Origin of the sequence: Ferrovibrio sp. (assembly GCF_035304305.1) — a bacterium.
GTDB lineage: Bacteria > Pseudomonadota > Alphaproteobacteria > Ferrovibrionales > Ferrovibrionaceae > Ferrovibrio.
The window spans coordinates 21,842-28,862 of the sequence record NZ_DATGQG010000150.1; the positions used below are offsets into that span (position 1 = coordinate 21,842).

General features: G+C 65.2%; 5 protein-coding genes. 4 read left to right on the forward strand and 1 reads right to left on the reverse strand.

Annotated features, from left to right (window positions below; genetic code table 11):
• Positions 1 to 54 precede the first annotated feature (54 nt).
• Positions 55 to 1,083 carry an ABC transporter substrate-binding protein gene (locus VKZ87_RS16395; protein ID WP_324222342.1) on the reverse strand — a complete coding sequence of 343 codons (1,029 nt, stop codon included), beginning with the start codon at positions 1,081 to 1,083 and terminating at the stop codon, positions 55 to 57.
• Positions 1,084 to 1,419: 336 nt separating this feature from the next.
• On the opposite strand from VKZ87_RS16395, the gene VKZ87_RS16400 reads away from it, so the two are divergent.
• From VKZ87_RS16400 to VKZ87_RS16415, 4 genes are all read left to right on the forward strand, one after another.
• Positions 1,420 to 2,622 (forward strand): pyridoxal phosphate-dependent aminotransferase, encoded by a 1,203-nt coding sequence (locus VKZ87_RS16400; protein WP_324222343.1) that lies wholly within the window; start codon positions 1,420 to 1,422, stop codon positions 2,620 to 2,622.
• 107 nt (positions 2,623 to 2,729) lie between these two features.
• The gene (locus VKZ87_RS16405; RefSeq protein WP_324222344.1) at positions 2,730 to 2,999 is read left to right on the forward strand and encodes a ribbon-helix-helix domain-containing protein; all 270 of its coding nucleotides are present in this window, start codon (positions 2,730 to 2,732) and stop codon (positions 2,997 to 2,999) included.
• 56 nt (positions 3,000 to 3,055) lie between these two features.
• Positions 3,056 to 4,165 (forward strand): efflux RND transporter periplasmic adaptor subunit, encoded by a 1,110-nt coding sequence (locus VKZ87_RS16410; RefSeq protein ID WP_324222345.1) that lies wholly within the window; start codon positions 3,056 to 3,058, stop codon positions 4,163 to 4,165.
• Positions 4,162 to 7,021: efflux RND transporter permease subunit (locus VKZ87_RS16415; RefSeq protein WP_324222346.1), on the forward strand; the 2,860-nt coding region annotated here is incomplete at its 3' end. The genes VKZ87_RS16410 and VKZ87_RS16415, both read left to right, overlap by 4 nt.

Genomic DNA, 7,021 nt, shown 5'->3' on the forward strand with positions numbered 1-7,021 from the left:
AAAAACGGCGGGGCAGGCCCGCCGTTCTCACTCTAGCAGCTTTTCAGCGGCCGATCACGGCATCATGCGTTCTGACTTCGGCGGCAGGAAGCTGCCGTCGAACAGCTCGTCCGCCTTGGGTGCGCGGGGCAGGCCGACGGCCTGGGCGACCGCGTCGGAGGAGCGCTGCAGACGGGCCATGTCGACGCCGCCGAAGCCGTTTTCCTTGACCCACTTGGTCAGCACGTTGCGCTCAAGCGACAGCTTCAGGCGGCGCATTTCCAGCGCTTCGTCGATCAGCCCGTCACGGGTCTTGGTCGCCTTGATGCCGATATCCGGATTGGCCGCGATCTCGCGCCAGGCCTTGACGGTGGCCTTGACGACGGCCTTCACGGCATTGGGGTTTTCCCTGATGAATTTCGGCGAGGCAATCACCGCGTTGCCGTAGAAGTCCATGCCGGCATCACCGTAGGGGAAGGCCATGACTTCGCTCTCCTTCACGCCGATCTTCTCCAGATCGAGGATGGAGGAGAAATAGTGGCCGCTGATGAAATCGACGCTGCCGTTCTTCAGGCTGGGTTCGCGCAGCGGCGGCTGCAGATTGATATGGGTGATTTTCGACCGGTCGATGCCGACCTTGGCGGCATAGGCGGGGAACAGCTTGAAAGAGGCGTCGAAGACCGGCGCGCCGAGCTTCTTGCCCTCAAGATCCTTCGGCGTCTTGATGCCCGAGGATTTCAGCGCATAGACGCCGAAGGGTGCGATGTCGTAACCCATCATCACGGCCTTCACCTGGCCGTCCGGGTTCTTCACATTGTACTCGATCAGCGCATTGATGTCGGCGTACCCCATCTCGTAGGCGCCGGTGGCGACGCGCTGCAGCGCGCCGGCCGAGCCCTGGCCGGCATCGATGGTGATGTCGATGCCCTCGGCCTTGTAATAGCCCTTCTGCTCCGCCAGCAGGAAAGCCGAGGTCGGCCCCTGGAACGCCCAGTCCAGGGTGAACTTGAGCTTGGTCTGCGCGTCGGCGGTGCCGGCTGCGCCCAGGCCGAGAGCCAGCGCAAGGCCGGCAACGGCAGGGCTGAAACTGCGTGCGAAAGTCATCGGATGGAGTCTCCCCGTAAGCGTGAATCGGCCGTTATGCGAGTCGTTTTCGGCGATGGTCGCGCAGTCTATGCCGCGGTCCGCGCACCCGCCAAGGGCGAATCGCATGCAGGCCCAGGACCGCCTTCATGCAATTCCGGGACCACGCCAGAGCGCCGCCAGACGGTGGATTGTCCCTCCGGCGACGGTGACAATGCCTGATTGGCAGTCATCCTGCCCGGTATTGCGCCAGACGGGGCGGAATCCGCAGGCATACGGCGTTGCGTTGCGGCAGGGGCGGACGTATGGTTCGGCCGCTTTTTCTCCCCATCCAACCGCGCCGGAGTCGCAACCCCCATGCCGTTCCTGTCCGATGCCCTGAGCCGCATCAAGCCGTCCGCCACGATTGCCGCGACCCAGAAAGCGCGGGCATTGAAGGCCGCGGGCCGCGACGTGATCGGGCTGGGCGCCGGCGAGCCGGATTTCGAGACCCCGGCCAATATCCGCGAGGCCGCCAAGGCGGCGATCGACCGTGGCGAGACCCGCTACACCGATGTGGACGGCACGCCGGCGCTGAAGCAGGCCATCATTGCCAAGTTCAAGCGCGAGAACGGTCTGGACTACAAGCCCGAGCAGATCAGCGTGGGCACCGGCGGCAAGCAGGTGCTGTTCAACGCCCTGCTGGCCACGGTGAATCCGGGCGATGAGGTGATCATCCCGGCGCCCTACTGGGTCAGCTATCCCGATATCGTGAATTTCGCCGGCGGCACACCCGTTTTCGTCACCGGCAAGGCGGAAGACGGCTTCAAGCTGCGGGCCGAGACGCTCGAGAAGGCGATCACGCCGAAGACCAAGTGGCTGATCCTGAACTCGCCGTCCAATCCGTCGGGCGCCGCCTACACGCGCGACGAGCTGAAGGCGCTGACCGACGTGCTGGTGCGACATCCGCATGTCTGGATCCTCACGGACGACATGTACGAGCATCTCGTCTACGACAATTTCGTTTTCACCACGCCGGCCCAGGTCGAGCCCGCCCTCTACGAGCGCACGCTGACCATGAACGGCGTGTCGAAGGCCTATTGCATGACCGGCTGGCGCATCGGCTATGCCGGCGGCCCGGTGCAGCTGATCAAGGCGATGGCGAACCTGCAGTCGCAGTCGACCTCGAACCCGTCGTCGATCAGCCAGGCCGCCGCGGTCGAGGCGCTGAACGGCCCGCAGGACTTCATTCCGAAGAACAACCAGGTGTTCAAGCAGCGCCGCGATCTGGTCGTCAGCATGCTGAACGAAGCCAAGGGCATCCACTGCCCGAAGCCGGAAGGCGCCTTCTACGTCTATCCGAGCTGCGCCGGCACGATCGGCAAGACTTCGAAGGGCGGCGTGAAGATCGGCAACGACCAGGATTTCTGCAACGCGCTGCTGGAAGAGAAAGGCGTCGCCGTGGTGTTCGGCGAAGCCTTCGGCCTCAGCCCGCATTTCCGCATCTCTTACGCTACGTCAACCGAGGCGCTGAAGGATGCCTGCGCGCGGATCCAGGAATTCTGCGCCGAGCTTTCTTGACGGTAACCGGTGACGGCCGTCACGCCGCCGCCGGGCGCCGCTTGGCGCCTTTCCGCGCCGATGCTAAGCACCCGACCCGGCGGCCCGCCCGGCCGCGCAGGTAACCGATGTCCATGACGGTGAAGAAACGCTCCGTCATGGTCGGCGGTCACCGGACCAGCATTTCCCTGGAATCCGCATTCTGGGACGCGCTGGTGCGGCTGGCGTCCGCCGAGGGCAAGACCATCACCGAGATGGTCAGCGACATCGATGCCGCACGGACGGGCAACCTGTCGAGCGCCATCCGGATCTGGGTCCTGGAGCGCGCCATGCAGGGGCTGCTGAAGCCGGAACAAGCCGCCGCAGAGCGGAAGCCGGACAGGGGTAAAGACGGGTAGCGGCCATCGGGGGGATCTCAGTCCAGCTCCGCCGGCCGCCGTATGAGGGGCAGGCAATGGCTGCACGCGCATTCTTTCTGAAAGCGATCGCTCCCGGTCTGATCGGCATCATGCTGGCGGCCTGCGACGCCGCCGCTCCGCCGCCCGAACCGATCCGTCCCGTCCGCGTCGCCACGGTGACCCCGGAGGTCTTCGAGGCCCGCTCCAGCTATACCGGCGAGGTCCGCGCCCGCTACGAGACGAATCTGGCCTTCCGCGTCGGCGGCAAGATCGTCGCGCGCTATGTCGAAATCGGATCGGAGGTGAAAAAGGGCACGCTGCTCGCCCGCCTCGACCCCGAGGATACGCGGCTTGCGATCCAGAATGCCCGCGCACAGGTCAGCGCCGCGCAGGCCAATTACAATCAGGCGAAGATCGAACTCGATCGCTATCGCAAGCTGTTCGACGGCAAGGTGGTGAGCCAGGCCGAACTCGACCGCCGCCAGAACACCTTCAACACGGCCGAGGCGCAGCTCGAGGCCGCGCGCTCGCAGCTCCGCGTGGCGCAGAACCAGATGGACTACACCGAGCTGCATGCTGATGCCGACGGGGTCATCACCGCCATCGGCATCGAGGCAGGCCAGGTGGTCGCGGCGGGCCAGACGGTCATGAAGCTGGCCCGGCCCGAGGAAAAGGAAGTCGTGTTCAACGTCGCCGAGAACCGGCTGGACGAACTGCGCCATGCCACCGGCATCGCGATCAGCCTCTGGGCCCAGCCGGACAGGGAATATGCCGGCGTGGTGCGGGAGATCGCCCCCGGCGCCGACCCGGTGACGCGCACCTATGCCGTGAAGGTCTCTGTGCAGGATGCCCCCTCCACGATGCGGCTGGGCATGACCGCGACCGTGACCATCGTGCAGCGCTCGGGCGAAAGCGTCGTGGCCCTGCCGCTGTCGGCGCTGTACCAGAAGGGCGACCAGCCGGCCGTCTGGATTTTCAGCGGCGACGAGGCGCAGGGAACCGTCGAACTGCGTCCCGTGCAGGTGGCCGCCTATGTCGAGCACGCGGTGCTGATCGCGGCCGGGCTGAAGCCGGGCGAGAAGGTCGTCACCGCCGGCGTGCATAAACTCGTTCCCGGCCAGGCCGTGCGGCTGCTGGCGGACGTGGCGGCGGGAGCGAATTCGTGACCGACACCACCGCGCCGGAGCAGGCCTCCGGCGGCGGCATCGGCCGCTTCAATCTCTCGGCCTGGGCACTGCGTCACCAGTCGCTGATCGGCTTTCTGATGGTGCTGCTGCTGGCGGCCGGCGCCATGTCCTACATCCAGCTGGGGCGCGCCGAGGATCCCGATTTCACCTTCAAGGTCATGGTGGTGCGCGCCAACTGGCCCGGTGCGACCGCGCGCGAGGTCGAACAGCAGGTCACCGACAAGATCGAGAAGAAGCTGCAGGAGACGCCGTATCTCGACCATGTCCGCAGCTATTCCAAGCCGGCGGAGTCGACCATCTTCGTCATGCTGCGCGACAGCACGCCGCCCAAGGCGGTCCCCGATATCTGGTACGAGGTTCGCAAGAAGGTCAGCGACATGCGCGCCACCCTGCCGGCCGGTGTGCAGGGGCCGTTCTTCAACGATGAGTTCGGCGATACCTTCGGAACGATCTACGCCTTCACCGCCGACGGCTTCAGCCATCGCGAGCTCAAGGATTATGTCGAGGATGTGCGCGAGGAGCTGCTGCGCATCCCGAATGTCGGCAAGGCCGATCTGCTCGGCGTGCAGCCCGAGCGCATCTACATCGAATTCTCGAACAAGAAGCTGGCCAATCTGGGCGTCAGTCCGCAGCAGATCCTGGATGTTATCCAGCAGCAGAATGCCCAGACGCCGTCCGGCGTGGTGCAGACGGCGTCCGACCGCATCGCCACCCGTGTCAGCGGCGACATCGAGACCGCCCGCGCCCTGCAGGAACTGTCGATCCAGGCCAACGGCCGCCTGCTGAGGCTGGGCGACATCGCCGAGATCAGACGTGACTATGCCGACCCGCCGGCGCCACGCTTCCGCTTCAACGGCGAGAATGCCATCGGGCTTGCCGTGTCGATGGCCAAGGGCGGCAACATGATCGAACTGGGCAAGGCGCTGGACGCGGCCATGACCCGGATCCAGGCCGACATGCCGATCGGCATCGAGATGCACCGGGTCGCCAACCAGCCCGAAGTCGTGCAGCGCTCGATTTCGGAATTCATGAAAGTGCTGCTCGAAGCCGTGGTGATCGTGCTGGGCGTCAGCTTTCTGAGCCTCGGACTCCGCAGCGGCGTCGTGGTGATGCTCTGCATCCCGCTGGTGCTGGCGATCACCTTCGTGTGCATGCAGATCTTTGGCATCGATTTCCACCGTATCTCGCTTGGCGCGCTGATCATCGCGCTGGGCCTGCTGGTCGACGACGCGATCATCGCGGTCGAGATGATGCAGGTGAAGATGGAGCAGGGCTTCGACCGGTTCCGCGCCGCCAGCTTTGCGTACACCTCCACGGCCTTCCCGATGCTGACCGGCACCCTGATCACCGCGGCCGGCTTCATCCCGGTCGGTTTCGCCAAGTCCTCGGCCGGCGAATACACTTTCTCGATCTTCGCCGTGGTCACGATCGCGCTGCTGGTTTCATGGGTGGTGGCGGTGATCTTCACGCCCTTCATCGGGTACCGCCTGCTGCCCACGCCGAAGCACGGCCTGGGCCATGACACGGATGTCTATCACCGCGGCATCTACCGGTATGTCCGGCCGGTGGTCGACTGGTGCGTCCGGCGGCGCTGGATCGTCATCGCCGCAACCATCGGTCTTTTCGTTCTGAGCGCAGCCGGTTTCGGCCTGGTGCAGCAGCAGTTTTTTCCGGCCTCCAACCGGCCGGAACTGCTGGTCGACCTGCGGCTGCCGCAGGGCGCCTCCATCGCGGCAACCGAGAAGGAGGCACTGAAATTCGAGGCGCTGCTGCAGGACGATCCGGATATCGTGAACTACACGTCCTACATCGGCAGCGGCGCGCCGCGCTTCTATCTGCCGCTGGATATCCAGCTGCCCAACGACAATTTCGCCCAGGTCGTCGTGCTGACCAGGGGCGATGCCGAACGCGAACGGGTGCGCGACAGGCTGATCACGGCTTTCCAGGAGGATTTCACGCTGCTGCGCGGCCGCGTGAACCGGTTGGAGAACGGCCCGCCGGTGGGTTTTCCCGTGCAGTTCCGCGTCAGCGGCCCCGACCCCATGGAAGTCCGCCGCATTGCTTTCCAGGTCGCCGACGTGATGCGCGAGAATCCCAGTACACGGGACGTGAATCTGGATTGGAACGAGCTGACCAAGGTCGTGAAGCTGGATGTTGACCAGGCCAAAGCGCGGCTGCTCGGAATCTCCTCGCAGGATCTGGCGACCACGCTGAATTCCATCCTCTCGGGGATAACGGTCACGCAGTATCGTGAAGGCCGTGAACTGATCGACGTGGTGGCCCGCGCCCAGAAAGAGGAGCGGCTCAGCCTGACCGGCATCAAGGACATCAATGTCGCCGGCGCGGAAAGCACCCGCGCGGTCCCGCTCGGCCAGGTCGCCGAGATCGGCTACGGCCTCGAGGAAGGCATCATCTGGCGCCGTGACCGCCAGCCGGTGATCACCGTGCGCGCCGATATCGTCGACGGCATCCAGGCGCCGGTGGTATCGAAGCAGATCGATCCGAAGCTGGACGCGCTGCGGAAGCAGCTGGCGCCGGGCTATCGCATCACCATGGGTGGCGCGATCGAGGAGAGCGGCAAGGCCAATGCCTCCATCGGCGCCGTGGTGCCGGTCATGATCGCCATCATGGTGACGCTGCTGATGGTCCAGCTGCATTCGGTTTCGCGCATGCTGCTGGTGCTGCTCACGGCGCCGCTGGGGCTGATCGGCGTCACTCTCGGCCTGCTGGTTTTCAACGTTCCGTTCGGCTTCGTCGCCATGCTGGGCGCCATCGCGCTGGCCGGCATGATCATGCGCAATTCGGTGATCCTGGTGGACCAGATCGAGCAGGACA